The organism is Stenotrophomonas acidaminiphila (genome assembly GCF_014109845.1).
GTDB classification, from domain to species: Bacteria; Pseudomonadota; Gammaproteobacteria; order Xanthomonadales; family Xanthomonadaceae; genus Stenotrophomonas; species Stenotrophomonas acidaminiphila.
Genome location: NZ_CP043567.1, coordinates 1,845,306 through 1,870,102, shown reverse-complemented (window position 1 = coordinate 1,870,102; position 24,797 = coordinate 1,845,306). Strand labels below are relative to the sequence as shown.

Genomic DNA, 24,797 nt, shown 5'->3' with positions numbered 1-24,797 from the left:
CGTCTTTTCGGTCGAAATGCTTTCAGCAGCAACGACATAGGCGGGCCAAACGGCATTTGACACCGCGTAAAAATTCCATTAATCCATGATGACGCACCGTACGCCCCCTCGTGACGGACATCCCGTCGCCGCCGGTGCCGCTCATTCATACCGGAGCTGCAAACAGATGAACCGCAAGTCCAGTACGCTCGCCGTTGCCGTCGCCATCGCCCTCGGCCTCCCGGTTGCCCCTGCCTTCGCCCAGTCCGGCGCCCAGACGCTCGACACCGTGATCGTCACCGGCACCCGCGTGGCCGACCGCACCGTGGCCGAATCGCAGTCGCCCATCGACATCATCACCCCCGAGGTCCTGCAGGCCACCGGCTCGACCGAGCTGGCCACCGCGCTGTCGCGCGCCCTGCCCTCGCTCAACTTCCCGCGCCCGGCGCTGACCGACGGCACCAGCGGCGTGCGCCCGGCGCAGTTGCGCGGGCTGTCGCCGGACCAGGTGCTGATCCTGATCAACGGCAAGCGCCGGCACCTGTCCGGCCAGCTCAACGTCAACGGCAGCATGGGCCGCGGCTCCTCGGCCGTGGACCTGAACACCATCCCGGTGGCGGCGATCGAACGCGTGGAAGTGCTGCGCGACGGCGCCTCGGCCCAGTACGGCTCGGACGCCATCGCCGGCGTGGTCAACATCGTGCTCAAGGGCGCCGGCAAGGGCGGCAGCCTGGCGCTGGACCTGGGCCAGTATTCGGCCGGTGACGGCAGGCAGTACCAGCTCTCCGGCGATACCGGCGTCAGCTTCGCCGATGGCCGCGGCACGGTGCATTTCGCCGGCCAGCTCTCGCACCAGGACCGCACCAACCGCGCCGGCCCGTTCAACGCCTACGGCCTGCCGGGCAACCCGACGCCGAACACCGGCAACTACCCGGGCGTGGGCGTGAAGGCGTTCGTGGTCGGCGACCCGGAAGTCGATACCCGCGCCGTGTCGGCCAATGCCGGCTTCGATTTCAGCGACACCCTGCATGGCTACGCCACCGCCATCGCCAGCAACCGCGACATCACCTCGTTCGCGTTCTACCGTTCGCGCAACCACAACGCCGCGACCAAGCTGCTCTACCCCGACGGTTTCGTGCCGGAGATCAACCAGTACCTGAAGGACCGTTCGCTGGTCGCCGGCCTGAAGGGCAGCACCGAAGGCGGCTTCAACTGGGACGTGAGCTACAACTACGGCTACAGCCGCATCGACTTCGCCACCCGCAACACCATGAACTACGCGCTGGGCGCCAACAGCCCCACCCGCTTCCGCGACGGCGCGCTGGAGTACACCCACAACATCGTCAATGCCGATTTCTCGCAGGCGCTGGACTGGGGCCTGGCCTACCCGGTGACGCTGTCCTTCGGCGCCGAGTACCGCCAGGAGAAGTGGAACCAGTCGCCGGGCGAGCCGAACTCCTATTTCGGCAGCGGCGCGCAGGGCTTCGGCGGCTTCACCCCGATCAACGCGGTGCACGCCGACCGCCACAACTACGCCCTCTATGCCGGCCTCGAGGCCGACCTGACCGACAAGCTGTCGACCGGCGCCACCGTGCGCTACGAGGACTACTCGGACTTCGGCAGCAAGACCTCGGGCAAGCTCTCGGCCCGCTATGCGTTCACCGACACGGTGGCGCTGCGCGCCACCGTCTCCAACGGCTTCCGCGCGCCGTCGCTGGCCCAGCAGAGCTACCAGGTCATCACCAGCAACTACTCCAACGGCGTGTTCGTCGAGTCGGGCACCTTCCCCGCGACCAGCATCGTGGCGCAGGCGCTGGGTTCCAGGCCGCTGCAGGCGGAAACCTCCACCTCCTACAGCCTGGGCCTGGTGCTGCAGCCGGTCGAGCGCCTGTACCTGACCGTCGATGCGTTCCAGATCGACATCGACGACCGCATCCTGCTGTCGTCCACCATCAACACCAATCCGGCGACCAACGCGCTGCTGACCTCGCTGGGGATCAACAACGTCACCGCCTTCCGCTACTTCAACAACGCCGCCAACACCCGCACCCGCGGCGTGGACGTGGTCGGCAGCTACAACATCCCGCTGGCCGCCAGCGCCCTGGACCTGACCGCCAGCTACAGCTACAACAAGACCGATGTGAAGCGGCTGGCGCCGTCGCCGGGCGTGCTGACCAGCCTGGGCCTGACCACGCCGCTGGTGGCGCGCGACGAGATCGGCCGCCTGGAAGACGCCTTCCCGCGCGACAAGGCCATCGTCGGCGGCACCTGGACCCTGGAGCGCTGGGTGCTGGGCCTGAACGCCACCCGCTACGGCCGGTTCACCGTGCGCCAGACCAACCCGGCGTTCGACCAGAGCTACGACCCGCAGTGGGTGCTGGACGTGTCGGCCAGCTTCAAGCCGAGCGCGCAGTGGACGCTGACCGTGGGTGCGGACAACGTGCTCGATTCGCACCCGGACAAGGTCAACCCCGCGTTCACCAGCGTCAACGCCTGGGGCCAGATGCCCTACAGCAACTATGCGCCGGCCGGTTTCAACGGCGCCTATGTCTACGGCCGCATCGGCTACAAGTGGTAAGCGGCGCCTGACGCGCCGGATGTGCCGCGCAATGCCCCGGGAAACCGGGGCATTGCTTTTTGCGTGCGCCACGTCCGCATCCGGTGCGGTGTTTCCTTGTCTGCGGCGGGCGCGCCCGTAGAATCGTCACATCCCCCACCCCTGCGAGTTCCGATGCACCATGACACCGCCCTGATCAACATGATCGCCATCGGCCTGGGCCTGGCCTTCGTGCTTGGCGCCCTGGCCAACCGGCTGCGGCTGTCGCCGCTGGTGGGCTATCTGGTCGCGGGGGTGGTGGTCGGGCCGTTCACGCCGGGCTTCGTCGCCGACCAGGCGCTGGCCAACCAGTTGGCCGAGATCGGCGTGATGCTGCTGATGTTCGGCGTCGGCCTGCATTTCTCGCTCAAGGACCTGATGGCGGTGAAGGCCATCGCCATTCCCGGGGCCATCGGCCAGATCGCGGTGGCCACGGTGCTGGGTTGGGGGGTGGCCACGCTGATGGGCTGGCCGCCGCTGCACGGGGTGATCTTCGGTTTCTCGCTGGCCACCGCCTCGACCGTGGTGCTGCTGCGGGCGATGGAGGAACGCCGCCTGCTGGAGACCACCCGCGGCAAGATCGCGGTCGGCTGGCTGATCGTCGAGGACCTGGCCTGCGTACTGGCGCTGGTGATGATGCCGGTGATCGCCGGCGTGTTCGGCCCGGAGGCCCAGGGCCGCAGCCACAGCCTCGGCAGCGTGCTGGCGTCGATCGGCTGGACCTTCGTGCAGCTGGGCCTGTTCGTGGCGGTGATGCTGCTGGTCGGGCGCCGGGTGATCCCGTGGATCCTGGAACGCATCGCCGGCACCGGTTCGCGCGAACTGTTCACCCTGGCGGTGCTGGCCATCGCCCTGGGCGTGGCGTTCGGCGCGGCCGCGCTGTTCGGGGTGTCGTTCGCGCTGGGCGCGTTCTTCGCCGGCATGATGCTCAACGAGTCGGAGCTGAGCCACAAGGCGGCGCACGATTCGCTGCCGCTGCGCGATGCGTTCGCGGTGCTGTTCTTCATCTCGGTGGGCATGCTGTTCGACCCGATGATCGTGGTCGAGCACCCGTGGCAGGTGCTGGCCACGGTGGCGATCATCATGTTCGGCAAGTCGGCCGCGGCGTTCTTCATCGTGCGCGCCTTCGGCCATTCCAAGGCCACGGCGCTGACCATTTCCGCGTCGCTGGCGCAGATCGGCGAGTTCGCCTTCATCATCGCCGGGCTCGGCGTGGCGCTGAAGATCCTGCCCGCTACCGGGCAGTCGCTGGTGCTGGCCGGCGCGCTGGTGTCGATCATGCTCAACCCGCTGGTGTTCGGCCTGCTCGACCGCTGGCAGGCGCGGCACAAGGAAACCCTGCCGGTGCCGGAAGCGCCGGACATCCCGCCCGGGCCGTCGCTGGACCTGCACGACCACGCCATCGTCATCGGCTACGGCCGGGTCGGCAGCACCCTGGCGCAGGTGCTGCGCGACCGCGGCGTGCCGGTGCTGGTGATCGACGACAACCGCGACCATGTCGAGCGCGCGCACGCCGCCGGCATCCCCGGCATCCGCGGCAGCGCCGCCGCCGACCTGGTGCTGGCCGAAGCCCATCCCGAACGCGCCAGCATCGCCATCCTCGCCATCCCGCAGCCGCTGGAAGCAGGCGAAGCGCTGGCCAAGCTGCGCGCGATCAACCCCAACCTGACCCTGCTGGCGCGCGCGCACAGCGATGCCGAGGTCAAGCACCTGCTCGAGCACGGTGCCGACGGCACGGTGCTGGCCGAGCGCGAACTGGCGCACTCGCTGGCGGAAATGGTCATGGCCACGCCGCCGTACCGCGCGCTGCGGGCAGGCGCCGCCGCCGGCTGAGCGGGCCGCGATGCCGGGGCCGCTCAGGCCCCGCTGTCGCCAACGCCGGGTATGCCCGCCAGGTAGCGGCCGAGCAGCTCGATCGCCTGGCGCACCTTGGCCGGCTGGGTCTGCCGGTGCGGCGTCACCGCCCACACCGGCAGCGCCGGAACGTCCCATTCGGGCAGCAGCCGGACCAGCCGGCCATCGGCCAGCAGCGGCATGACGTCCAGGCAGGTCAGTACCGCCACGCCCAGCCCCGACACGCACAGCTGGCGCACTGCCGGCTGGTTGTGGCTGACCAGGCGCGGATGCGCCGGCACCCGCCGCGCCTGCCCCGAGGCGCGGTGCCGCCACGCCAGCCCCGGAACCTGCGCCAGGCCCAGCCATTCACCGGCCGGCACCTGCAACGGATCGGCCGGCGGGCCATGCCGCCGCAACCAGTCCGGCGCGGCGCAGGGCCAGCGTTGCAGGGTCCCCAGGCGCTGCGCCATCCAGTCGCTGTCGGGCAACTGGCCGAAGCGCAGCGCCAGGTCGATCCGGGCCTGCACCAGGTCGGTCCAGCCATCCTCGAAATGCAGGTGCAGGCGCAGTTGCGGGTTCTCACGCAGCCACGCCCCCAGTGCCGGCCCGACATGGTCGGCCATGCCCAGCGGTGCGGACAGGCGCAGTTCGCCGCTGGGCGCGTGGCGGGCCGCCGACAGCTCGGCCGCGGCCTCGCCGGCGGCATCCAGCAGGCGCGCGCAGGCCGCGTAGTAGCGGCTGCCGACGTCGGTCAGCGACAGCTGCCGGGTCGAACGGTGCAGCAGCGCGACGCCGGCCTCCTGCTCGAGCGCGCGCACCTGCTGGCTGATCGCCGAGGTACTCATGCCCAGCGCCCGCGCCGCGGCGCTCATGGAGCCGTGCTGGACCACCTGCGCGAACAGCGCCATGCGCCTGAGATTCTCCATCGCTCCTCCTGCCGCCGCGCCATCGTGAAGCGTGGCTTCAAGGTGATTGTGGCGCCGGGGGACTGCCGCCGCCACCATGCCGGGAGGACACTGTGGGCCTGCCATCCACACGAGGAATCGCCATGAAAGTCGCCCTGATCGGTGCCACCGGCTTCGTCGGCCGCGCCCTGCTCGAAGAACTGCTGTCGCGTGGCCACGAGGTCACCGCGCTGGCCCGCCACCCGGAGAAGCTCGCCGCGCGCGAACGCCTGCGCGTGGTCCGTGCCGACGTGAGCGATGCCGCACAGGTACAGGCCGCGGTGGCCGGCAACGACGCGGTGCTCAGCGCCTACAACGCCGGCTGGGGCAACCCGGACATCTACCACGACTTCATGCAGGGCTCGCGGGCGATCGTCGCCGGCACCCGCGCCGCCGGGGTGAAGCGTTACCTGGTGGTGGGCGGCGCCGGCAGCCTGTACACCGCCGACGGCGTGCAGCTGGTGGATACGCCGTCGTTCCCGCCGGCGTTCCACGACGGTGCCCGCGCCGCGCGCGACGCGCTGGAAGACCTGAAGGGCGAATCGACCCTGGACTGGACCTTCCTCAGCCCGCCGGTGGCCTTCCACGACGGCGGCCCGACCGAGCGCACCGGCCGCTACCGCACCGGCAGCGACACGCCGCTGATGGCCGCCGACGGCCCCGGCACCATCAGCCCGGCCGACCTGGCCGTGGCCCTGGTCGACGAGCTGGAGCAGCCGCGGCACCTGCGCCAGCGCTTCACCATCGCCTGGTAAGGCCGCCTGCGCGCTGCGCGGCGGCGGGTGGCGCAGCGGACGCGCGCCACCCGCGCCCGGGGAGCGCGGGGACCGGTTGAACTCGCGCGCTCAGGCCTGCGCCAGCGCCTGCTCCAGGTCGGCCAGCAGGTCGTCGATATGTTCGATGCCGACCGACAGGCGCACCGTGTCCAGCGTCACCCCGGCCTTTTCCAGCTCGGCCGCATCGAGCTGGCGATGGGTAGTGGAGGCCGGGTGCGTGGCCAGCGACTTGGCATCGCCCAGGTTGACCAGCCGGGTGAACAGCTGCAGCGCGTCGAGGAAGCGCGCCCCCGCCTCGCGGCCGCCGGGCAGGCCGAAGGTCAGCACCCCAGAGCCGTGCCCGCGCAGGTACTTGCGCACCAGCGCATGCTCGGGGTGATCGGGCAGCGCCGCGTAGTTCACCCACGCCACCTTCGGGTGCCGCTGCAGGAAGGACGCGACCGCCAGCGTGTTGCTGTTGATCCGGTCCATGCGCAGCGCCAGGGTCTCGATGCCCTGCAGGATCTGGAAGGCGTTGAACGGCGAGATCGCCGCGCCGGTGTTGCGCAGCGGCACCACGCGTGCGCGGCCGATATAGGCTGCCGGCCCCAGCGCCTCGGTGTAGACCACCCCGTGGTAACTCACGTCCGGCGTATTGAGCCGCGGGAAGCGCTGGCTGTGTTCGGCCCAGGGGAAGCGCCCTGAATCGACGATCGCCCCGCCCAGGCTGGTGCCATGCCCGCCCAGGTACTTGGTCAGCGAATGCACCACGATGTCGGCGCCGAAATCGAACGGGCGCAACAGGTAGGGCGTGGCCACGGTGTTGTCGACGATCACCGGCACGCCGTGCGCGTGCGCGATCGCGGCGATGGCCTCGATGTCGGTGATGTTGCCGCGCGGGTTGCCGATGGACTCGACGAACACCGCCTTGGTGCGGGTATCGATCAGCGCCGCGAACGCCTGCGGATCCCGGTAGTCGGCGAAGCGGGTCTGGATGCCGAACTGCGGCAGCGTGTGCGCGAACAGGTTGTAGGTACCGCCATACAGCGCGCTGGAGGCCAGGATGTTGTCGCCGGCCTCGGCGATGGTCTGGATCGCGTAGGTGATGGCCGCCTGCCCGGACGCCAGTGCCAGTGCGCCGACGCCACCTTCGAGCGCGGCGATGCGCTGCTCCAGCACGTCGGTGGTGGGGTTCATGATGCGGGTGTAGATGTTGCCCTGCACCTTCAGGTCGAACAGGTCGGCGCCGTGCTGGGTGTCGTCGAAGGCATAGGCCACGGTCTGGTAGATCGGCACCGCCACCGCGCGGGTGGTCGGGTCGGGACGGTAGCCGCCGTGCACGGCGATGGTTTCGGGCTTCCAGTTCGGCGTGGACATCACAGGCTTAGGTATATGCCATATTGCACCCCATGGCTAACGCATACACATACATCCGCTTTTCTACGCCGGACCAGCAACGAGGAGATAGTCTGCGAAGGCAGGCAGAGGCTGTGGGCCGCTTCGTCTCCGAGAACAATCTGACGCTCACCAAGAGCGCGGCGTTCCAAGACCTTGGGGTGTCAGGCTATCGCGGAGCCAATTTGAAGAGCGGGCTTGGCAACTTCATAGCCGAGGTGAACTCCGGGCAAGTTCCGAAGGGCTCCTACCTGATTGTCGAATCACTGGACCGCCTGTCACGTCAGAAAGTCATGGACGCGCTGACGCTGCTGGTGACATTGATTGATAAGGGCATCAAGGTCGTCACCCTGAATGATGCCGGTCCGCAAATCCTCGACAAGGATGCCGGCCTTCCTTCTCTCGTGCTTGCCCTAAGCACCATGCATCGGGCCAACAGCGAGTCCGAGATGAAGTCTCAGCGCGTGAAAGCTGCTTGGGCCAATAAGAGGAAGAACGCCGGCAATGTACCGGTAAGTTCTCGCGGACCGGAGTGGCTGAAGTTCAACAGCCTTACCAAATCGTTTGAGCCAATCCCGGAACGAGTCACTTCCATCCAGAAAATCTTTGAACTGGCGGACAGCGGCATTGGGAGGAACCGGATTGTTAAGTACTTGAATGGAAATGGCTACCCGAGCTTCCGGAATCCTAGCCAAGGCTGGCAACCGTCTTCAGTCGCTAAGTTGCTCAAGAATCGCGCGCTAATCGGCTACTACCAGCCTTTCCGCCTTATGTACGACGAGCAAACGGGCACGAGATATCGTACCCCTGAGGGTGATGAGGTCCCGGACTACTACCCGGCTGTCATTGATGTTGACTTGTTCCGCCGCGTCAGCTCGAGGAAGTACACCCCAGTGATACCACTGAAAGGCAGACAAGGGGAAAGTCTTTCGAACTTGTTCACGGCGATGGTGTACTGCAAGTGGTGTGGCGCTCCAATGACGTTCACCAACAAGGGACCGGGAAGGAAGGGGGGAGCGTACCTTGTTTGCTCAAAGGCACGACGAGGCAAGGACTGCACTTATCGCTCATGGCGATACGACGATGCCGAGATGTACATCTTGTACGCGCTAAGACAGCTGGATATCGGCGCAATCCTCACGGGAATTGACATCGATGGCCGTCTGAAGGAAATACGGAACGAGCTTGCGCTAGTTGCATCCCAACTTGATTCCAACCAGAAAAAGCTGGACGGCTACGAAAATGAGCTATCGCGAAGCAAGGATGTCCCTTCAAGAACCATCCTGAAGATAGTCAAGGCTCTAGAGGAATCGATAGACGAGGGAAAAGAGACTCTAGAGCGACTTCAGGCTGAAGAGAGAAACCTTGATGCACCCACGGAAGATGCAAGTACATTCGCCGAAAAGCTCTTGACGCTCTATACGGAAATGAACGGAGTCGCCCCCACAGAACGCTACCTTATCCGAGTCCGACTTAGAGAGCGCATCTCACGAATCATAAGCAGAATTGAACTCCTACCCGTAGGTAGGGGTGACCCCGACATGATAGACAATGCTCCTAAGCAAAAGAAAATCTTCTTATCTTTCCGGGATGGCAAGCGGAAGCTAGTTCTTCCAATCGGAAAGAATGGCGTTCACATGGTGGACTTGCCTGAGAGCAAGACCACCTAAGTTAGTGAGTTGAACGCCTTCATGGATATCTCCGCTCGCTCGACAGAAGCACCTAAAAAAGCGAATTCCCGCAGAGCCAAACTTGTAACGGCAAGGGCTTAGCCCTCTGGCACAAATCGCCCCTCGCTATAGCGCCAAGCCTTTCTTGCCGGAAGGTTTCGAACCTTGACAGCACCGCCATTCACATCGAGGTAGTAGTTGCTGCCATTCCTGTTGACGTATCCGGGCAGAGTCGTGGCGCTGACATCCCGCCATTGCCGACCGTCGAAGCGCTCTACGGTCAGGAATGGTGTGCCTACATTGTTCTCGGTGTACATGACCAGCGTATCGGACGAACCGGACGGCAAGAGCATCTGCGTGCTTGCACCCAACTCGGCAAGGCCGCTGACGGCATCCACGCGCGAAAAATCCGACATCGACAGGCTGGAGTAGTCTGGGTGCGTTTTCAGAGCTGCAATAGCGTCATGGATGCTCTTGAAGCTTGGTGTGACTGCCGATGACTCGTCGCCGCAATCCGAAGCTAGAGGAGATGTGGTCCGGTTCGCCGTAACAAGCATCAAGCGGGCTTCCAATCGCTCCTCATACATCTCATCCTCAGGCAGCGTCCGCAGGCCCGATAGAAAGATGGACGCCACTCCTTCCGCGCTGTAGGTGCAACCGGACCGGAGTGCAACTTGTGCAAGTCTGAGCAGTTTTGCTCCTTCGGCAGGATTGGAAACACACAGGGCGCCACCGAAATGGCGTAGCTGAGGACTCCGTGCGGTCGATGCAGCATCCAGCTGGAAACAGAGGTTTATTCCCTCATCCGTCTCTTCCTGCGATGCATCGCGATACTCCCATTTCCCACTGACCGCCAAAGGAGCTACCTGTGCCTGCGATACCAACGGGAACAGCACCATGGCAACTACCAGCGCGATTCGATTCAACATGCCTTCTTTCCTTGGGTCGGGTCAGTTCGAGTACGGCAGGCGATAGACGGACTGCGCCTTGTAGCCGGGGTTCTGAGCTTCGGCGGTACGTCGGGCTTGGTCAGGGGTGCTGGCGTGGACCGTCACCACGAACGTGCCGCTGCCACCACCGGGACGACCCATCTTCACTTCATACGTTGCCATTGCGGTTCGCCTTCATTTTTCTGAGCAGTTAGAGGGAGAGCGTGGAAACGATGTCCTTTGCGCTCGGCGCGGAGACCAACTCGCGGACCACCTTGTAGGCGGGGATGCTGTCCTGTACGTCAGCACACACCAAAGTCGCGGCCCCTTCTTCGTAGTACACGGCCGCTATGCGCTCCTCTCCCGGATTAAAGGTGACCGAGGTCATGCCTGATGCGCTGTGGGACCGACCAATCACGCGTCCCTGCCTGTCGAAGGATGCGCATTCCATGTTCACTCCTCGCGGTCCGTCGCTAAAGTTTCTCATCACGCAGTTGTAGCTAACGGGGCCACGTCTTTCGCATGAAGATGCACGCACGTATCCAAATGACACCAGCTCACTGGGTCCGGCGACGGCAGCCAGCCTGTCGCATCCGGCCAGTGAAAGAAGAAGGAAGACAAGAGAAAGCGAACGGGTAGCGCCCATGATGTTCCTCGTCGGTGTGAGATAGGGATAACTGCCGAACCAGCCGAAACTCAACGTCGTTGCAGGTCGGCCTCACAGTTGGGGCAGGAATGGATATCCCGGCCACCCGAAAGCGCCAGAGCGCTTGCCAAGCCGCCCACGATGACAGCAGCCATCATCCCGATACCGCCAAACAGGACAGAGGCAATGCTTGCCGCAATCGCGGCTAGCAGGATGCTTCCCCACCAAGTGGCATACCAAGGTTTGATGCGCGCTTTGATGCCCATCGGACCTACGTAGCCGCATTCGAGGCAGGTGATACGCTCCGCGTGCTGGTGGTACTTCTTCAAGTTCTGCCGGATGTGCTCGGGCAGGACCTCGGGCGGAGTGGAAGTTCCACTAGGCTCGTTCTGACTCATCTATGTCCCCTGTAGTTCGCAATTCCATGCAACGCGCCATAGGCGCGACCGACTAACTCACTTGCACCTTAAAACCAGCCGACCACCCTCAAAACCTTGCTGGGCAAGGCTTTCAGGGCAAGTGTCAGCACCCGTTCCTGCGAGAACAAACAAGTCGCCGGACGGCATTCCGGCCAGTCTAGATTCCCCGCACTTAGCGAGTATGGAATTTCATAACCAATAGAGTCAAGGCACGCCGAACGACACGAGTGCGGAAGCTCCATATTTTTGATGGCCCAGAATTCGCGGGCCATCGGCATGAAAGGCTTTGGTGACAGACTGCGCGAAGCGCGAACTGCAGCCGGCATGACGCAGGAACAACTTGGCTTCGCCTTGGGAGTCACGAAGGCGTCAATTTCGGCATGGGAGAACGGGCGCGAAACCCCAAGCTTCCGAGTGCTGCCGGAGCTACGGAATGCGCTGAAGCGCTCGCTTGACGAGCTTATTTGTGGGGTCGGCGCGACCAGCGCCGCCAAGCCCCACGACGGAGATGCGGCCGAACTGAGGGCTGGCAGCGTTCATGAGCGAACGCTACTGGTTCGCTTCAGGGCACTTCCTGCGAAGAAGCGCGAAGCCTTCTTGGAGATGCTCAAACCGTAGCGCTGGGCTGCAACGCCCTATACACGCTACTACGGCTGATTCCGAAGCGCTCCTGAAGTTGTCCGATGCTAAAGTTCTCTTCCGCACGCATCTTGCGGATGCGCTCCTCCTGAGCATCGGTCAACGCCTTCCTGCGACCGAACTTGACGCCCTTCCGCTTTGCCAGCGCAATGCCGTCAGCTTGGCGTTCAGCACGAATGTCTGCCTCAAACTCAGCGAACGCACCCAGCAGGTTGAACATCAACTTCCCTTCGGAGGTCGATGTGTCCAGTCCTTGGTCCAGCACCTGCAAGCTGACGCCCTTCCGCCTCAGTAGGTCGGCAATCTTCGCCAAATCGATGACGCTCCTTGCGATACGGTCGAGGCGGCTCACGACCAGCACATCCCCCTCCCGGACGTACTCAAGGGCCGCCTGAAGCTCCGGGCGGTTGTCTGCCTGCCTGCCTGAGCGCTTCTCCCGGTACACCTTGGTGCAGCCAGCCTTTGCAAGCTTCTCAAGCTGCACATCCAGCGACTGCCCCTGCGACGAAACCCTTCCGTAGCCGACCTTAGCCATTCGCCAGTCCCAAAATCTCTAACAGATTGCGATACTATCATTTTGGAATGACTTTTGGAACGCCAACAGGAGCGTCCCAATGGCTATACAAAGTGAGACATGGAATGGCAGTCTTCACGGCGCCACTTTCAGGCGAGCCAGGACTACAGGGGAACATGATGACCGGGAAAGGCGACGCAACTCACAACAACAGGACATCCGGCCCAAATAGCGGATACAGGGCAGTAACTTCCCTTCTCCTAGCCGTTGCCACATTCGCCGGCATTACGTCCTGCAGCAAGAACGACAACTCAAGCCCACCTATTGAGGCAGCGGCAACCACCGATTCGCCACCAACTGAGATGACCACTACGGACACCGCAACTTACACATCCGCTATTGGCTTCCCGCCAGCGCAGGCGTGTAATTTCCTCTCAGGAAATCCCGCGTTCTCGAACCCGAGCAGCTATACGCCGTTCTTCCCCGAAATGAAGAATGACTATGCCTGCGGAACGAAGTACTACGAAGTATTGTCTAACCCTGCAGGCCTCTCGAACAACCTGTCCTACTACGTCCGAGGAACACCTGAATCGGCCAAGCGAATTCGCATCCTGCTAAACGTAAACGACGAATCCACGTTTGCTACAGCCAACAACGTGTTTCAAAAGGCAAGCTCCGACCTGTTCAAGTCCGCCTTCCACCGCGACATTGAGCAAGACATCAGCATTGCGCTTGGAACGTCTACACCGGGCAAATGGATGGTGGATGGTTACTCAGTACAACTGGACAAGACTGTATGGCCTACCGGGAAAGGCTTTGAACTGAATTTCATCATTCGCGACCCTGCATACAACCCTGAGTTGTAAAGGCACTGAGGGGAGCACGGCCGTCTAGGAAGATTGGTGGAAGGAACCAGTGCTCTTCAGACAAAAACATTTCCATCCAACATGCGGCGAGTCCTTTCACTATAACTTTTCCGCATTGCTGCAATCACTTCAAATGATAAATCAGGGGAGAGCTGACTCCCCTGAGCTATCTGATAGCGATGTACCTTGAGGCATATGCCTCCATGCGAAGTGAATCCAGTTCTTAAATCGAAGCCCGGGTAGGTACAAACTTCACGAGAACACCGTCGATGTTGTATTCGCATTTCTTTAGGGCGTAGTTCGTCAACCGCTCCCTGTTGTGCTCCTCCAGGGGTTCTACCCCGAAATCACGGACTGTTTGGAAAGGACTGAAAACTTCTGGTCCTGCTTGACCCGGCGCCGTCGCATCCTGGGGTTGTGGCGGCGCTCGATATATTCGAACACATCGGACCGGGCGGCATCGAGTGTGGGATACGTTGTGCGATAGATCCGCTCGCGTTTGAGCAATCCGAAGAAGCCTTCGCAGGCGGCGTTGTCACCACAATGCCCCACCGCACTCATCGAACAGAGCAGGCCATTGGCGGCCAGGTAATCCTGGTAATCGCCGCTACGAAATTGGCTGCCACGGTCGGAGTGCAGGATCAGCCGATGCTGCTCCTGACGCTGCCAAACCGCCATCTGCACGGCCCTGATCACCATCTGCCTGTCCTGCCGATGATGCATCGACCAGCCCACAATGCGCTGGTCAAACAGGTCCAGCACTACGCACAGATACAGCTTGGCCTGCTGGGTCTTGATCTCGGTGATGTCGGTCACCCACTTGGTTTCCGGCTCCGAGGCGCTGAAATCACGCTCCAGCAGGTTGCGCACGCCCGGCGGTGTCAGGGCCGGTTGAGCGCGCTGGCCACGCCGTTTCTGGCGCGGCCAGCCTTGAAGGCCTGCCAACGCCATCAGCCGGGCAACCCGGTTCCGACTGGCCGTCAGCCCTTCCTCGACCAGATCTTCCTGCATGCGGCCGGCACCCAGCGTGCCCCGGCTGTCCTGATGCAGCACATGGATACGGCCCAGCAAGCGCTCGTTATCGCATTGACGAGGGCTGGGCAGTCGTTTGCTCCAGTCGTAGTAGCCACTGGTCGATACCCGCAGGCAGCGGCACATCAGACGAACCGGAAACTCATCGCGGCAACGTTCGATCACCTGATACCTCAGGATGATCCCTTGGCAAAGAACGTCGCCGCTTCGCGCAAAAAATCCCGCTCCTTGGTGATCCGGGCCAACTCGCGTTTGAGCCGGGCAACCTCCTCGTCACGCGGGCTCCCGGTACCAGCAAAGGCGGCTTTCCCCGCCGTCTGCGCCTCCCGCTTCCAGCGGGTCAGCAGGCTGTCACGGATGCCCAGCTCACGGGCTACCTGGGCGCAGCTGACACCGGGCCGACTGGCTTGCTCCACCGCGCCACGCTTGAACTCGGCACTGAACTTGCGACGCTTTGACATGAACACTCCTCATGGCCTCGATCGGCCTTCTTGTAAGTGTCCGTGAAAACGGGGGTGAACCCAGTTCGACGTACCAATCATCACTGATGGGACAGTTGATTTTTGGGTCGCCACAGAATCGTCCTGAAGACCGCCAAAGCTTCCGGACCACCTCCCTGTGGTCCTTCGGGCTTCCGGGCAGACGCATGAGGCAATGGATGTGCGTTCCTTGTCGAACCCCAGCCGGTGATGTGCTCCACATCATTTCCGTACCGTAGTCCTCGACCATCGGACACATAGCGATTCGCTTCTTCGACTTCTTACCGAACAGGTGGCACTTGAGCTTGTGGGCGAAGGCACCAAACGCCTTCTCCGCAAACTTGTAGCTCACCCCATCGTCCCCGGCGAAGGTCAGCGTCACCATGACGTTGTGCTCCTCGCGAAGGAGCCAGTCAGCGGTCTGCACCTGTAGGGCTGTTCTCGATTTCTTTGAATCCGTGTCTTCCACTGCTATGCCTTCAAGAGCACTTCTTGTCGCTCTCATGCACTACTTATCAGTGGCAGAATTAAAGTGCATTTTCGATTTCTGCCGCGATGTATCCGGACTGCAACCTGACGTTATCAATGTCGGTGACATCGGCACTAGGAACCGCGAGCGGTGGAGGTGAAAGCAGCGGATGGAGCAGGCAGGTACGCTTAGAGCACCTACCGTACTGCTACCGATAGGTGCCATGCATAAGCCACAGACCATGACAAAGGCGTCCAAAAGGATTCCGCATCCATCTAGGCGCGTTGCTCATCCGCGTATCGTTGATTCGCCAGAACCCTCAAAACATTGAGGCATTCTCGACGCAGTCGGGAGCCGCCCCGGCTTAGCTAACGCCTTGCTCAAGGGCATCGCGCTTGAAGAGCGGCGAATCGCAGCGCGAGGGCTTCCGGGGCGGCGTACACACGATAGACGCGACTCGCCTCGTCCCGTAACCGGAGAACGCCTCGAGACCCCGTCAGAACAGGCCTATTGCTCGGATGATGGCAGATTCAACTGGGGTGTAATAGGTTACTTTTTTCTCGATGCGGGTGTGGCCCATGACCATAGCCGAGCCGATGCCGGCCATGGCCGCTGGTTGCAACGGTTACCGCTGATCCGTGGTGATCAGCCGATAACCCGCAGGCATGAGCGGACACCCCGCGTACGGGGTGTCCGCCAGGCGCGATCAGCCCTTGGCGAAACGCAGCTGGCCGCCAGCGGCCTCGACGTGGATGGTGTCGCCGCTGGCGAACTCGCCGCCGAGGATCCTCGACGCCAGCGGGTTTTCGAGCTGCTGCTGGATCGCGCGCTTGAGCGGGCGGGCGCCATACACCGGGTCGAAGCCGACGTTGCCCAGCAGGTCGAACGCCGAATCGGCCACCTCCAGCTTCAGCCCGCGCTCGCCCAGCCGCTTCTCCAGCCCGCGCATCTGGATGCGCGCGATCTGCTTGATCTGCTGCTTGTCCAGCGGGTGGAACACCACGATGTCGTCCAGCCGGTTGATGAACTCCGGGCGGAAATGCGCCTGCACCACGCCCATCACCGCCGCCTTCATCTGGATGTAGGCCTCCGGCGAGTCGTCGCCGCTCATCTCCTGGATCTGGTGCGAGCCGAGGTTGCTGGTCATCACGATGACGGTGTTGCGGAAGTCCACGGTGCGGCCCTGGCCGTCGGTCAGGCGGCCGTCGTCGAGCACCTGCAGCAGGATGTTGAACACATCCGGGTGCGCCTTCTCCACCTCGTCCAGCAGGATCACGCTGTACGGGCGGCGGCGCACCGCCTCGGTGAGATAGCCGCCTTCCTCGTAGCCGACGTAGCCCGGGGGCGCACCGATCAGGCGCGCCACGCTGTGCTTCTCCATGAACTCGCTCATGTCGATGCGCACCATCGCGTCGGACGAATCGAACAGGAAATCGGCCAGCGCCTTGGTCAGCTCGGTCTTGCCCACGCCGGTGGGGCCCAGGAACAGGAACGAGCCGCTGGGACGGTTCGGGTCGGACAGGCCCGCACGCGAACGGCGCACCGCGTCGGACACCACGCGGATCGCCTCCTCCTGGCCGACCACGCGGGTGTGCAGCACCTGCTCCATGCGCAGCAGCTTGTCGCGCTCGCCTTCGAGCATCTTGCTGACCGGGATGCCGGTCCAGCGCGCGACCACCTCGGCGATCTCCTCGTCGGTCACCCGGTCCTGCACCAGCTTGAAATCCTTGCGCTCGACTTCCTGCGCCGCCGCCAGCTGCTTTTCCAGGTTGGGCAGCAGGCCGTACTGGATCTCGCTCATGCGCGCGAAATCCTGGCGGCGCTGCGCCGCCTCCAGCTCCAGCCGGGCCTGCTCGATCTGTTCCTTGATCCGGGTCGTGCCCTGCAGCGCGGCCTTCTCCGACTTCCAGATCTCGTTGAGGTCGGAAAACTCGCGCTCCAGCCCGTCGATGTCCGCCTCCAGGTCGGCCAGGCGCTTCTGCGACGCCTCGTCCTTCTCCTTCTTCAGCATTTCGCGCTGGATCTTGAGCTGGATCAGACGGCGCTCGAGGCGGTCCAGTTCCTCGGGCTTGGAGTCGATCTCCATGCGGATGCGCGAGGCGGCCTCGTCCATCAGGTCGATGGCCTTGTCCGGCAGCTGGCGGTCGGTGATGTAACGGTTGGACAGCGTGGCCGCGGCGACGATGGCCGGGTCGGTGATCTCCACGCCGTGGTGCACGGCGTACTTTTCCTTGAGCCCGCGCAGGATGGCGATGGTGTCCTCCACCGAGGGCTCGCCGACGAACACCTTCTGGAAGCGGCGCTCCAGCGCGGCGTCCTTCTCGATGTACTGGCGGTATTCGTCCAGCGTGGTCGCGCCGATGCAGTGCAGCTCGCCGCGCGCCAGCGCCGGCTTGAGCATGTTGCCCGCGTCCATCGCGCCGTCGGCCTTGCCGGCGCCGACCATGGTGTGCAGTTCGTCGATGAACAGGATGATCTGGCCCTCGTTCTTGGCCAGGTCGTTGAGCACGCCCTTGAGCCGCTCCTCGAACTCGCCGCGGAACTTTGCGCCGGCGATCAGCGCGCCCATGTCCAGCGACAGCACGCGCTTGCCGCGCAGGCCCTCGGGCACCTCGTCGTTGACGATGCGCTGGGCCAGACCCTCGACGATGGCGGTCTTGCCCACGCCGGGCTCGCCGATCAGCACCGGGTTGTTCTTGGTCCGGCGCTGCAGCACCTGGATGGTGCGGCGGATCTCCTCGTCGCGGCCGATCACCGGGTCGAGCTTGCCGCTCTCCGCGCGCGCGGTCAGGTCGATGGTGTACTTCTCCAGCGCCTGGCGCTGCTCCTCGGCGTTCTCGCTCTGCACGGTCTCGCCACCGCGCAGCTTGTCGATCGCCGCTTCCAGCTTCTTCCTGTCGGCACCGGCCGCGCGCAGCGCCATGCCGGCCGCACCGCCGTCGTCGGTGGCGGCCAGCAGGAACCACTCGCTGGCGATGAACTGGTCGTTGTGCTGCTGGGCCAGCTTGTCGGTGGCGTTGAGCAGGCGGCTGAGGTCGTTGCCCATGGACAGGTTGCCGGCCTGGCCGGAGACCTTGGGCAGCGCGTCCAGCGCCTCGCCCAGGCGCTCGCGCAGCAGCGGCACGTTGACCCCGGCCTGGGCCAGCAGCGGCCGGCTGCTGCCACCGGCCTGGTCGAGCAGCGCGGCCAGCACATGCACCGGCTCGATGATGTTGTGGTCGCGGCCCACGGCCAGCGACTGCGCATCGGCCAGGGCTTTCTGGAAGTTGGAGGTGAGCTTGTCCATCCGCATGGTGATCATCCCGAATCAGGGGCCGGCGCCGCCGGCGATACTCGTTCAGATGCGGTTGCGGCGGTGTGATTCAAGCCCGCCACCGGCAGCCATTCAGCCGCAATCGTCCCGTCTTTCCAGTATCAGACACGGTGGGGGCGACGCCTTTGATCCCGCGCAATCACCTTGCGCCTCCGCGAGCTTCGCCCATGCCGCCAACGCCGCTCCCGCACCCCCTGCCACAGCGGGAATCCGTCCGGCAGTCGCACCCGTCAGCGGCCCAGCTGGTCAAGCAGCGGCAGCACCGTCATAATTGATAACGATTCTCAATTGTTATTGACCAACGGATCAGGCCACGCCGCCGGAAGGTGAACAGGCGCCCCAGTCCCACTTCCTGTGACCCTCATGGCGGCCCGATCCGAAACCCTCGTCACGCTCTACCGTGACCACCACGCATGGCTCCGCGGCTGGCTCGCCGGCCGGCTCGGCTGCCGCGAAGTCGCGGCCGACCTCGCGCAGGATACGTTCGCGCGGCTGATGGCCAGGCGCGACCTGCAGGGCGTGCTGGAGCCGCGCGCCTACCTGACCACCGTCGCCAAGGGCCTGATGGCCAACTGGTGCCGCCGCCAATCGCTGGAGCGCGCCTATCTCGAAAGCCTGGCGGCACTGCCCGAACCAAGCATGCCCTCGGCCGAGCATCAGGCGCTGGTCCGCGAGGCCCTGCACCTGATCGACGCCATGCTCGACAGCCTGCCCGGCGATGCCCGCCAGGTGTTCCTGCTGGCGCAGTTCGAAGGCATCGGCTACGACGAAATCGCCCGCCGGCTCGGCATCTCCCTGAGTACGGTCAAGCGCCACATGAAGCGCGCCCTCGTCGGCTGCCTGTCCCATGTGCCCTGACACGCCGCACCGGGAAGACCCGCCGGTACCGGCCGCGATGGAGCAGGCCGCGCTGGAGCAGGCCGCCGAGTGGATGCTGCGCCTGCATGACGGGGCCGGCAGCGAGGCCGACCGCCTGGCCTGCGAGCGCTGGCGCTGCGCAGCGCCCGCCAACGCCCGCGCCTGGGCGCGGGTGGAGCGCCTGCAGGACCTGTTCGGCCAGGTGCCGCCCGCCATTGCCCTGCCGGTGCTGAGCCGCCCGGCCGACGCGGGGCGCCGCAACGCGATCAAGCATCTGGCGCTGCTGTTGAGCGCCGCCCCCGGCGGCTGGCTGGGCTGGCAACTGTGGCAGCGCGGCGACTGGAGCGCCGACCAGCGCACCGCCACCGGCGAGCGCCGCCGGCTGCGCCTGCCCGATGGCAGCCGGGTCGAACTGGACACCGCCACCGCGCTGGACCTGCGCTTTGACGCCAGCGCGCGCGGCGTGCGCCTGCGCGAAGGCAGGATCCTGGTGGAAGCCGCCGCCGATCCGCTCTCGCCGCCGCGCCCGTTCCGGGTACGCACCGCCTTCGGCAGCCTGCAGGCGCAGGCAACCCGTTTCGAAGTCCGCGCCCTCGGCGACCGCCACCGGGTCATGGTGCTGGAAGGGGCCGTCCGCCTGGGCTTCGGCCTGCCCACCGTGGCAACCCGGATGATCAATGCCGGGCAACTGGCCTGGTTCGACGCCCATGGCTGCAGCGCTTCGCTCGACGCCGACCCTGCGCAGGCGGCCTGGGTCGGCGGCATGCTCGCGGCCGACCGCATGCCGCTGGGCGAGCTGCTCGGGGAACTGGCGCGCTACCGCAGCGGCCGCCTGCGCTGCGACCCCGAGGTGGCCGCACTGGCCGTTTCCGGCGCATTTCCGCTCGACGACATCGAGCGCAGCCTGGCGATGCTCGAAGCCATCTACCCGCTCGCCGTGCGCCGGGGCGCAGGCGGCTGGTGGATCACGGTAGGCCCGCGCGGGGCTTGACCCCCGGCCCTTCCGCGCCGCATCCGGCGACGGCAAACGCGTCGAATGGAAAACGCCTGACACTTTTTGCGGTCTCGCGTGGCAAGCACTACGTATCCCCTTCATTCCGAACATTCCCCATGCGCCGACTGCCCTCCCCGTTCCGCGTCAGCCTGCTCGCAGCCGCCCTCGCCGCAACCCCGCTGTCACCCTTCGTTCCCGCAGCCGCTGCCCGGTCCGGGACGAACGCCGAGCTGCCGGCCGGTCCGCTCGGCCGCTCGCTGGCCGCCTTCGCCAGCCAGCGCGGCATCGCCCTGGCCTACCAACCGGCGCTGACCACGGGCCTGCAGGCGCCCGCGCTGCGTGGCCCGGTCGGCGACCGTGAAGGGCTGGAACGCCTGCTGGCGGGCTCCGGCCTGCGCCTGATCGCCCTGTCCGACGGCAGCTACACGCTGGAAAAGGCACCGGCCGGCAACGGCACGATAGCGCTGGCACCGCTGCGCATCGGCGCGCAGCGCGCCTTCCCCTATTCGGAAGGTGCCGTGCTGGACCAGGCCTACATCCAGGACACCAACAAGGGCAACGGCGACCTCGCCACCCTGCTGCGCATCAACCCGGCGGTGCAGTCCGGCGAAACCGCGCGCAGCTCGCGCAACGGCGGCGAAATCCGCCCGGCCGACATCAGCATCAACGGCGCGCCGTTCTACCAGAACGCGTTCCTGCTCGACGGCGTCAGCGTCAACAATGACATCGACCCGGCCAACGCCTTCACCTCCGTCGCCGACGTCAACAACATCAACGACGTACCCAGCCAGTCGCAGGGCATCGCCATCGACACCGACATGCTGGAAAGCGTGACCGTCTATGACAGCAACGTGCCCGCCAGCTTCGGCAACTTCACCGGCGGCGTGGTCGATGCACAGACGCGCAAGGCCGGCGACGCACTCCACGGCAAGGTCTGGTTGCGCATGGCGCGCTCGGCCTGGGACGAGGTCATCATTCCACGCGGCCAGGAAACCACCTGGGACCAGTCGGCCACGTTCGCTTACCAGCCCAGCTACGACAAGTACAAGTTCGGGGTGCGCCTGGAAGGCCGCACCGCCGCCGGCATCGGCATGATCGGCACGCTCACCCGCACGCGTTCGGACATCCCGCTGCGCGGTTACAGCGCAGGCAACGCCAGCACGACCGATGCCAACAGCAAGACCCAGACCCGCGAAAACACCGCCGCCACCCTCAATCTGGACTGGAGCAACGGCGAAGGGCTGACGCTGGGCGCGAACCTGGTCCATGCGCCCACCGACGACCGCTACTTCATCATGAACGCCAGGGACGCCTGGTTCGACATAAAGCAGGGCGGCCCCGTGCTCAGCCTGCGTGCCAACCTGGAACGCGCCGCGTGGTCGTTCAACAACACGCTCAGCTACAGCGACCTGGAAAGCTCGCGCCGCAGCCAGGTGGACTACTGGAAGGCCTGGGCCAGATCCGACGCCCACGACTGGGGCGTGAACAACAGCAGCTTCGAGGGCAGCTGGGGCAACATCGACCAGCACGACCGCAAAACCGGCTACCGGTTCGAGGCCAACCGCGCGGCCTTCGACTGGGGCGCCAGCCGCCACACGCTGCAGTTCGGCGCGTCCTACCAGCAGCGCAAGGCCGACTACGAGCGCCTGAACGACCACTTCAGCTACCTGCAGCCCTACGCCACCACCCGTTGCGCCTTCAGCAACGGCAGCGTGGACAGCGACGGCTGCTCGCTGTCTCCGGTGCATGCCTCCACCGGTACGGTCGCGGCCCCCATCCTGGTGGCCGGCCAGGGCCAGTACTTCCGCCGCCTGACCACCTACCACGCCGGCAGGTTCAGCGTCAGCGGCAGCGAATGGGCCGGCTGGGTGCAGGACGACATCCGCATGGGCAACTGGAGCGTGCGTCCCGGCCTGCGCGTGGAGGACGACAACATCTGGAACCGGACCACGCTGTCGCCGCGCCTGGCCACGTCCTGGGACATCCTCGGCAACCGCGAATCGGTGCTGACCGCAGGCGTCAACCGCTACTACGGGCGCAATTTCTTCAGCTACCTGCTGCGCGAAGGCCGCGAACGCCTGACCGAGATCAAGCTGCGCACCAGCAGCAGCACCTCGTGGGACAGCGTGACCGGAACCCTGGCGACCTCGACCAACCGCATCTCCGAGGTGGACATCCCCCACACCGACGAATGGACCCTCGGCTTCGACCAGCACTGGAAGGGCTGGGACGTCAGCCTGAAATACGTCAACCGCGACAACAAGGACGAAGTGCTGCGCCAATCGGTGCGCAGCGGCGACGCCAGCGGCTACTACTCCACCAGCGTCTACCAGTACGTCAACAAGGGCCGCAGCCGGAGCAGCATCCACACCTTGAGCGCCGCCCCGGCGCAGACGCTGGACTGGGGCCGCAGCCATACCAGGCTGCAGTTTGCCTTCGACTACACCGACACCAAACGCAACTACACCGACTACCAGACCAGCTGGAGCGATGCCAGCGACGAGCGGGTCCTGTACAAGGGCGAGCCGGTGTGGCTGTACGACCTGCCGGCCAGGGACTTTGCGCGCAAGTGGACCGCTCGCCTGTCCACCCAGACCCGCCTGCCGCTGGGGCACGGCGAATTGCTGTGGAGCAATTTCCTGCGCTACCGCGCCGGCTTCCGCGACATCGTCAGGGACGGCAGCGGCGACTACAACGGCGAGAGCCTGGACGCCTACGTCGACCGCGACTACCCGCGCGCCTTCACCTTCGACAGCACCTTCGAATACACCCTGGAGCTGCCACGCGAGCAGCAGGCCTATGCCCGCGTCGAAGTCGCCAACATCCTGAACCGCGCCAACAAGATCAGCGGCACCACCTCCAGCTCGATGTACTACGAGGCTGGCCGCAGCTTCTGGCTGGAACTGGGTTACAGGTTCTGACCGGGAGATGCAGACGATGAGCACGCCTGCCGCGTTGCATGTCCGACCGGCCCGCATCGCCGACGCGCGGATCTGGGCAGCGTTGGCGATGGTGGCATTGCAGATCGTGCTGCTGCCCCCGCCGGGTGTGTCCATTGGCACTGCGCATGCCCGCAACGTGTTGGCCGGCGGCAGCCTGTTGTTGGCTGCCGCCGGCCTTCTGCCCGGGCGGGTGCCGCTTCCCTTTGCAGACCGTATCCGCCGGCCACTGCGCCTGCCGATGATTCCAGTCTGGCCGGTGGCGGCACGCCTCTCCATGATCGCCACCGGGTTCTGACTCGAATGCCACGCATCCTTTCTCCATCACGCCTGCTGCCCGCCACCCTGCTGTTGTGCTCGGTGGGCAGCCTGTACGTCGCCCAGGCGCAAACCGGCGCCAATGCGCCGGACGCCACACCCACGCTGGAGCAATGCCGCCAGCGCATCGCACCGAGCGCGCCGGGCATCGATTTCGATTGCCTGCGCCGCGTCTATGCCCTGCCGGTCGCGCAATGGCCCGCGCCCCACATCGACGAGGGCGTGCAATGGCAGGAGCTGGCGCCGCTGCCGAAACGCCCTCCCGAGCCGGCCGACAACCCGGGTACCCCGGAAAAGATCGCACTGGGCAGGAAGCTGTTCGAGGATCCACGCCTGTCGCGCTCCGGGCAGATCGCCTGCGCCAGCTGCCACGACCGCCAGTTGGGCTGGGGCGATGGCCGCAAGGTGTCCTTCGGCCACGACCGCCAGGCCGGCAAGCGCAACGCGATGAGCGTGGCGATGGCCGCGTATGCGCATCCCCTGTTCTGGGACGGACGCGCCGCCACGCTGGAAGAACAGGCCGCGTTTCCGATCCAGGATTCCCGGGAAATGGCCTTCACCACCCGGGAGCTGGAGCGCCGCCTGAACCGCAGCAAGGATTACCCGGCCGAATTCGCCCGCGTGTTCGGCAGCCGCAGGATCAGCGTGCGCGAAGTAGGCCAGGCCATCGCCGCCTACGAGCGCACGCTGGTGCCACGCAACAACCGCTTCGACCGTTTCCTCGAAGGCAACCGCAACCTGCTCGGCGACCAGCAGCTGTGGGGCCTGCACCTGTTCCGCACCCATGCGCGCTGCATGAACTGCCACAGCGGCCCGGCCCTGACCAACAACGGCTTCCACAACCTCGGCCTGCACTTCTATGGCCGTCCGCAACAGGACCTGGGCCGCTACGAAATCACCGGCGACCCCGCCGACAGCGGCAAGTTCCGCACCCCTTCGCTGCGCAACGTGAGCAGTACCGGACCGTGGATGCATACGGGCGGATTCACCCAGATGCGCGGTATCGTCAACATGTACAACGTCGGCATGCCGCGCCCGCAACCGACGCCGGAACAGGCCGACGACCCGTTGTTTCCGCAACCGGACCCGCTGCTGAAAGTGCTGGACCTGCACAAGACCGAGCTGGAAGCCATCACCGAATTCCTGCAAAGCCTGTAGCCTGCCTTCGCAATTCCCTCATTCCTTGCGGCCCGGCCGCACCCGGAGA

20 protein-coding genes are annotated in these 24,797 nt (G+C 65.0%); 11 read left to right on the top strand and 9 right to left on the bottom strand.

What is annotated here, in order from left to right; genetic code table 11:
• Positions 1-166: 166 nt before the first annotated feature.
• Positions 167-2,557 (top strand): TonB-dependent receptor plug domain-containing protein, encoded by a 2,391-nt coding sequence (locus F0P95_RS08560; RefSeq protein WP_182336572.1) that lies wholly within the window; start codon positions 167-169, stop codon positions 2,555-2,557.
• Between the two features lie 153 nt (positions 2,558-2,710).
• Positions 2,711-4,408: a YbaL family putative K(+) efflux transporter gene (gene ybaL / locus F0P95_RS08555; protein ID WP_182336570.1), complete on the top strand. Its 1,698-nt coding sequence runs from the start codon at positions 2,711-2,713 to the stop codon at positions 4,406-4,408.
• Positions 4,409-4,431: 23 nt separating this feature from the next.
• Here ybaL and F0P95_RS08550 read toward each other — a convergent pair whose 3' ends face one another.
• Positions 4,432-5,337, bottom strand: coding sequence for a LysR family transcriptional regulator (locus tag F0P95_RS08550; protein ID WP_182336568.1), 906 nt, complete (start codon positions 5,335-5,337; stop codon positions 4,432-4,434).
• A 122-nt stretch (positions 5,338-5,459) separates the two neighbouring features.
• Here F0P95_RS08550 and F0P95_RS08545 point away from each other — a divergent pair, with 122 nt between their 5' ends.
• Positions 5,460-6,110, top strand: a complete 651-nt coding sequence (locus F0P95_RS08545) for an NAD(P)-dependent oxidoreductase (protein ID WP_182336566.1) — start codon at positions 5,460-5,462, stop codon at positions 6,108-6,110.
• A 90-nt stretch (positions 6,111-6,200) separates the two neighbouring features.
• Here the strand turns inward: F0P95_RS08545 and F0P95_RS08540 are convergent, their stop codons facing one another.
• Positions 6,201-7,487 carry an O-acetylhomoserine aminocarboxypropyltransferase/cysteine synthase family protein gene (locus F0P95_RS08540; RefSeq protein ID WP_182336564.1) on the bottom strand — a complete coding sequence of 429 codons (1,287 nt, stop codon included), beginning with the start codon at positions 7,485-7,487 and terminating at the stop codon, positions 6,201-6,203.
• A 32-nt stretch (positions 7,488-7,519) separates the two neighbouring features.
• Between F0P95_RS08540 and F0P95_RS08535 the strand changes: the two genes are divergently transcribed.
• Entirely contained in the window at positions 7,520-9,175 is a 1,656-nt protein-coding gene (locus F0P95_RS08535; RefSeq protein ID WP_182336562.1) for a recombinase family protein, read from the top strand.
• A gap of 98 nt (positions 9,176-9,273) precedes the next feature.
• Here F0P95_RS08535 and F0P95_RS08530 read toward each other — a convergent pair whose 3' ends face one another.
• The 4 genes from F0P95_RS08530 to F0P95_RS08515 form a co-directional block, all read right to left on the bottom strand.
• The gene (locus tag F0P95_RS08530) at positions 9,274-10,104 is read right to left on the bottom strand and encodes a hypothetical protein (protein WP_182336560.1); all 831 of its coding nucleotides are present in this window, start codon (positions 10,102-10,104) and stop codon (positions 9,274-9,276) included.
• A gap of 21 nt (positions 10,105-10,125) precedes the next feature.
• Positions 10,126-10,266, bottom strand: a complete 141-nt coding sequence (locus F0P95_RS08525; RefSeq protein ID WP_180847868.1) for a hypothetical protein — start codon at positions 10,264-10,266, stop codon at positions 10,126-10,128.
• A gap of 49 nt (positions 10,267-10,315) precedes the next feature.
• Positions 10,316-10,555, bottom strand: coding sequence for a hypothetical protein (locus F0P95_RS08520; RefSeq protein WP_182336558.1), 240 nt, complete (start codon positions 10,553-10,555; stop codon positions 10,316-10,318).
• Positions 10,556-10,800: 245 nt separating this feature from the next.
• Positions 10,801-11,148, bottom strand: coding sequence for a hypothetical protein (locus F0P95_RS08515; protein WP_182336556.1), 348 nt, complete (start codon positions 11,146-11,148; stop codon positions 10,801-10,803).
• Positions 11,149-11,418: 270 nt separating this feature from the next.
• Between F0P95_RS08515 and F0P95_RS08510 the strand changes: the two genes are divergently transcribed.
• Complete coding sequence (locus F0P95_RS08510; protein WP_232528955.1) at positions 11,419-11,787, top strand: helix-turn-helix domain-containing protein; 369 nt, start codon at positions 11,419-11,421, stop codon at positions 11,785-11,787.
• Here the strand turns inward: F0P95_RS08510 and F0P95_RS08505 are convergent.
• Complete coding sequence (locus F0P95_RS08505) at positions 11,777-12,343, bottom strand: recombinase family protein (protein ID WP_182336554.1); 567 nt, start codon at positions 12,341-12,343, stop codon at positions 11,777-11,779. The two genes, F0P95_RS08510 and F0P95_RS08505, sit on opposite strands and share 11 nt — an antisense overlap.
• 104 nt (positions 12,344-12,447) lie before the next feature.
• On the opposite strand from F0P95_RS08505, the gene F0P95_RS08500 reads away from it, so the two are divergent.
• The gene (locus F0P95_RS08500) at positions 12,448-13,188 is read left to right on the top strand and encodes a hypothetical protein (RefSeq protein WP_182336552.1); all 741 of its coding nucleotides are present in this window, start codon (positions 12,448-12,450) and stop codon (positions 13,186-13,188) included.
• A 336-nt stretch (positions 13,189-13,524) separates the two neighbouring features.
• On the opposite strand, the gene F0P95_RS08495 is transcribed toward F0P95_RS08500, so the two are convergent.
• Together F0P95_RS08495 and clpB are read right to left on the bottom strand one after the other, a co-directional pair.
• Positions 13,525-14,681 (bottom strand): IS3 family transposase gene (locus F0P95_RS08495; RefSeq protein ID WP_139349468.1). Its coding sequence is split into 2 segments (ribosomal slippage): positions 13,525-14,441 and positions 14,441-14,681, totalling 1,158 coding nucleotides; the frame shifts between segments, so codons are not numbered across the junction.
• 1,193 nt (positions 14,682-15,874) lie between these two features.
• Positions 15,875-18,460: an ATP-dependent chaperone ClpB gene (gene clpB, locus F0P95_RS08490; protein WP_182336883.1), complete on the bottom strand. Its 2,586-nt coding sequence runs from the start codon at positions 18,458-18,460 to the stop codon at positions 15,875-15,877.
• A 384-nt stretch (positions 18,461-18,844) separates the two neighbouring features.
• Here clpB and F0P95_RS08485 point away from each other — a divergent pair, with 384 nt between their 5' ends.
• From F0P95_RS08485 to F0P95_RS08465, 5 genes are all read left to right on the top strand, one after another.
• Positions 18,845-19,339 (top strand): sigma-70 family RNA polymerase sigma factor, encoded by a 495-nt coding sequence (locus tag F0P95_RS08485; RefSeq protein WP_182336551.1) that lies wholly within the window; start codon positions 18,845-18,847, stop codon positions 19,337-19,339.
• Positions 19,329-20,330, top strand: coding sequence for a FecR domain-containing protein (locus F0P95_RS08480; protein WP_198422032.1), 1,002 nt, complete (start codon positions 19,329-19,331; stop codon positions 20,328-20,330). Before F0P95_RS08485 ends, F0P95_RS08480 begins: the two co-directional genes overlap by 11 nt.
• Before the next feature lie 119 nt (positions 20,331-20,449).
• Entirely contained in the window at positions 20,450-23,254 is a 2,805-nt protein-coding gene (locus F0P95_RS08475) for a TonB-dependent receptor plug domain-containing protein (RefSeq protein ID WP_182336549.1), read from the top strand.
• A gap of 16 nt (positions 23,255-23,270) precedes the next feature.
• On the top strand, positions 23,271-23,570 hold the full coding sequence (locus F0P95_RS08470; RefSeq protein WP_182336547.1) for a hypothetical protein: 300 nt from the start codon (positions 23,271-23,273) through the stop codon (positions 23,568-23,570).
• A gap of 5 nt (positions 23,571-23,575) precedes the next feature.
• Positions 23,576-24,748, top strand: a complete 1,173-nt coding sequence (locus tag F0P95_RS08465; protein WP_182336545.1) for a cytochrome-c peroxidase — start codon at positions 23,576-23,578, stop codon at positions 24,746-24,748.
• Positions 24,749-24,797 lie beyond the last annotated feature (49 nt).

Coding starts and splice junctions, on each gene's coding strand:
- F0P95_RS08560 (WP_182336572.1), top strand. CDS start 167: ATGAACCGCAAGTCCAGTACGCTCGCCGTTGCCGTCGCCATCGCCCTC.
- ybaL (WP_182336570.1), top strand. CDS start 2,711: ATGCACCATGACACCGCCCTGATCAACATGATCGCCATCGGCCTGGGC.
- F0P95_RS08550 (WP_182336568.1), bottom strand. CDS start 5,337: ATGGAGAATCTCAGGCGCATGGCGCTGTTCGCGCAGGTGGTCCAGCAC.
- F0P95_RS08545 (WP_182336566.1), top strand. CDS start 5,460: ATGAAAGTCGCCCTGATCGGTGCCACCGGCTTCGTCGGCCGCGCCCTG.
- F0P95_RS08540 (WP_182336564.1), bottom strand. CDS start 7,487: ATGTCCACGCCGAACTGGAAGCCCGAAACCATCGCCGTGCACGGCGGC.
- F0P95_RS08535 (WP_182336562.1), top strand. CDS start 7,520: ATGGCTAACGCATACACATACATCCGCTTTTCTACGCCGGACCAGCAA.
- F0P95_RS08530 (WP_182336560.1), bottom strand. CDS start 10,104: ATGTTGAATCGAATCGCGCTGGTAGTTGCCATGGTGCTGTTCCCGTTG.
- F0P95_RS08525 (WP_180847868.1), bottom strand. CDS start 10,266: ATGGGTCGTCCCGGTGGTGGCAGCGGCACGTTCGTGGTGACGGTCCAC.
- F0P95_RS08520 (WP_182336558.1), bottom strand. CDS start 10,555: ATGGAATGCGCATCCTTCGACAGGCAGGGACGCGTGATTGGTCGGTCC.
- F0P95_RS08515 (WP_182336556.1), bottom strand. CDS start 11,148: ATGAGTCAGAACGAGCCTAGTGGAACTTCCACTCCGCCCGAGGTCCTG.
- F0P95_RS08510 (WP_232528955.1), top strand. CDS start 11,419: ATGGCCCAGAATTCGCGGGCCATCGGCATGAAAGGCTTTGGTGACAGA.
- F0P95_RS08505 (WP_182336554.1), bottom strand. CDS start 12,343: ATGGCTAAGGTCGGCTACGGAAGGGTTTCGTCGCAGGGGCAGTCGCTG.
- F0P95_RS08500 (WP_182336552.1), top strand. CDS start 12,448: ATGGCAGTCTTCACGGCGCCACTTTCAGGCGAGCCAGGACTACAGGGG.
- clpB (WP_182336883.1), bottom strand. CDS start 18,460: ATGCGGATGGACAAGCTCACCTCCAACTTCCAGAAAGCCCTGGCCGAT.
- F0P95_RS08485 (WP_182336551.1), top strand. CDS start 18,845: ATGGCGGCCCGATCCGAAACCCTCGTCACGCTCTACCGTGACCACCAC.
- F0P95_RS08480 (WP_198422032.1), top strand. CDS start 19,329: ATGTGCCCTGACACGCCGCACCGGGAAGACCCGCCGGTACCGGCCGCG.
- F0P95_RS08475 (WP_182336549.1), top strand. CDS start 20,450: ATGCGCCGACTGCCCTCCCCGTTCCGCGTCAGCCTGCTCGCAGCCGCC.
- F0P95_RS08470 (WP_182336547.1), top strand. CDS start 23,271: ATGAGCACGCCTGCCGCGTTGCATGTCCGACCGGCCCGCATCGCCGAC.
- F0P95_RS08465 (WP_182336545.1), top strand. CDS start 23,576: ATGCCACGCATCCTTTCTCCATCACGCCTGCTGCCCGCCACCCTGCTG.